Genomic DNA, 2872 nt, shown 5'->3' on the forward strand with positions numbered 1-2872 from the left:
AAAACCTGCATAAAGCAGGTTTTTTCTCTTTAAGCTAATGACTAAAGCGTGCTTATTGATTTGCACCAGCAACCGCTTCTTTAGCCAATTGCGTAATACTGTAGATTTACAAAAAACTATCATACTTTAACCAATGTAACTCATTGATTCTATTGCTGCGTTATTTTTAGCAAATAGTAAAAGTATCATACTTTTATCAATCATCACTTTTTTTCACTCAATAAATGGAACAAAAAACTGTCATACTTTGTGTATTTCTAGGCGGAAGCTTCCGTCTAAAACATAAATCATCAATACTGAATTAGTTGCATCAGAGGGCAAACGAGACATTTCAGTTCGCGGTGCACGCCTGTTGCCAGATTTATAATTACGCTTACACTCTTCTTGTTTTTCTTCCTCATTTGAGGTATAAAAACAGGAAGAGCAATGCTTTATTCTAGAGGCGACTAAATGAACGACCAACTACACACTGAAGAAAATGCCCTGGATCGGCTATCCCAGCTGGGTATTCCGATGACAGCACTTACAGAGTCTGTATGGCAAGGTTACCTTGCACGGTCTCGTACTACCAGTAATCACCCTCGAATCGCTCGAGGGATCATTATGTGGGCAGAAGTCGTTGCAGTTTTGAGAGAGCAGCTTATATCCCATGGTTGGATTAAAGAGGATAAAGGCAACTACGAACTCTCTGTGAATCAGAAAGCAGGTTTAGCCATTGTCGTTACTACTGGCGATGAAGCAACCGGCATGATCGGAGCGACACCTTCAAATAAGTGCCCCAAGGGTGTGAATACGGCTGAAGCCGTTGAAACTAACAATCAGCTGGATATGTTCAGTGAACTATTGCCTGTAATTGAAGATGTTCAAGGCCTTACAACGTGGGTATTGCTGATGCATTTGGGTACTGATGAGGTGCGCTGCGAGCTCTCACTGCCATCCAGCATATCTAGTGGCAAAATTAATGGCTGGAAAGAACGCATTATTTTACCGAGCATGCCGTTAGATGATGATTCAGTCGAAATTAAAGCACCTGATTTGCCAGATATAGAAGTACCTATCAAGAAGAAGGCATAACATGTTTAACAATACTCGTTTTGCTCTCGCGCGAAAGCGCCGAGGGCTAACAAAGCGGGCATTGGCAAAAGAAGTGGGTGTAACAGATCGGTCGATTACTGCTTATGAGAGCGGTCAAACTGTGCCTGAAAGCCAGACTATTGAAAAGATCGCGAACGCACTTCGTTTTCCGGTCGAATTTTTCTTTGCTGATGACGTAGAAGAGCTGCCGGTTGAGGTGGCGAGCTTTCGTGCGCTTACCAAAATGACTGCCGCCCAAAGAGACATCGCGCTTTCTGCAGGATCTGTTGCGTTACTTTTGAACCAATGGATTGAAAAAAAGTTTGATTTGCCTGCGCCAGATTTTCCAGAGGATTACAGGCTCTCCTCGGATGAAAGGTCAAAAAACGATAAAGGCCAGCAATCGTCTGAAGGAGACCAATACCCAAGCGGGAGCCAAGGCAATGACCCGGAAGCAGCCGCTGAAATGCTCCGCCGCTACTGGGATTTAGGTGAGCTTCCAATCAAAAGCATGATCGCATTGCTTGAAGCTAAGGGTGTGCGTGTCTTCTCACTATCTGTTGATGCCAGAGAAGTTGACGCTTTTTCCATGTGGTACGGTGAAATTCCTTTTGTATTTCTCAACACCAAGAAAACAGCGGAACGTTGCCGTTTTGATGCGGCACATGAACTTGGCCATCTGGTTATGCATCGTCACGGTGCTCCCCAAGGTCAAGAAGCGGAAAAAGAAGCAAATGCCTTCGCGTCGGCCTTTTTGATGCCGCGTAGGAGTGTTTTGGCCAATGCGCCAAGATCGGCGACTTTAAAAAGCCTTATCTCCCATAAAAAGTACTGGAATGTGTCTGCTGCCGCACTTAACTACCGGTTACACTCGCTCAACCTGACAACCGACTGGACCTATCGAACGCTATGCATTGATCTGGCCAAACTAGGGCGGGTTCATGAACCGGAACCTTCACCTTTTGAAACATCGCAAGTGCTTAAGAAGGTATTCGCGAGTCTGCGAGAAGATGGTATTTCCAAAGCTGATGTTGCGAGAGAGTTGCTGATTCAGCCAGAAGAGCTGGATGAGCTAACCTTTGGCTTGATGTTGAACGTCTTGAGCGGGAAATCACACGGTAATATCTCTCAAAATAAGCGACCAAGTTTAAAGCTGGTGACTTAGCCTCAAAAAACCTTACTACTTGGGCGGTAGCTTTCGTCTGTCGCCCAATATCTTAAACCCTTCTGGCAAAGGCTTAAATTTGTCACCATTTTCTGGCCAGCGTTTAGCGCGACTTTGGAATGCTCTAAGAGCCGCAATATCCAAGGTCGCGGCAACCACGAAGTCATTATCCCCTCCCCTCAGTCTGGCAATATCCCGAAGGAAGCTTTCTTTGGCTGGTGATCGAACGCGGCTATCGCCATACTTCCGGTTGTTTACCAATATGGTATAAGCATGAACATCTAGTGCAGCGGATTCGATCAGGGAGGCGAAAGTATCCAGATCCCTGTTCCAACTGAGCACCATAAGGGCATCAACTGCACCTTGGAAACGAATGCGTGCCTTGCTATTTTGCAGTTCTGAGCAAACCATGACACCAAAGTTAACGCCGTTGTGAATATAAATTGGCTTCGGTGATTTTTTAGAAAGATCCCACTCCTTACCAAATTTCACCGTGAGCTCTTTGTCTTCGCCAACGGCTGGCTCAAGCTTGGGTTGCCATATTTTTACAAAGGTTGGATAGCCGAGTCGATTATCTGCCAATACCAAAGCGGCCTCACTCAGAATCTTGTTTCCCTCGCTATGCCGATACTC

Annotated in this window: 2 protein-coding genes and 1 pseudogene; 2 read left to right on the plus strand and 1 reads right to left on the minus strand. The window is 45.4% G+C overall.

From position 1 onward, the window contains the following. Nucleotides 1–450 precede the first annotated feature (450 nt). Nucleotides 451–1074, plus strand: a complete 624-nt coding sequence (locus BIZ39_RS21095) for a hypothetical protein (RefSeq protein ID WP_187448006.1) — start codon at nucleotides 451–453, stop codon at nucleotides 1072–1074. A gap of 1 nt (nucleotide 1075) precedes the next feature. After that, a complete protein-coding gene (locus tag BIZ39_RS21100; protein WP_187448007.1) occupies nucleotides 1076–2239 on the plus strand; it encodes a helix-turn-helix domain-containing protein in 1164 nt (387 codons plus the stop codon). Between the two features lie 15 nt (nucleotides 2240–2254). On the opposite strand, the pseudogene BIZ39_RS21105 reads toward BIZ39_RS21100, so the two are convergent. Beyond that, nucleotides 2255–2872 (minus strand): annotated as a pseudogene (locus tag BIZ39_RS21105) (hypothetical protein); the annotation flags it as partial.

Origin of the sequence: Alteromonas sp. BZK5 (assembly GCF_014349115.1) — a bacterium.
In the GTDB taxonomy this organism is placed as follows: Bacteria; Pseudomonadota; Gammaproteobacteria; order Enterobacterales; family Alteromonadaceae; genus Alteromonas; species Alteromonas macleodii.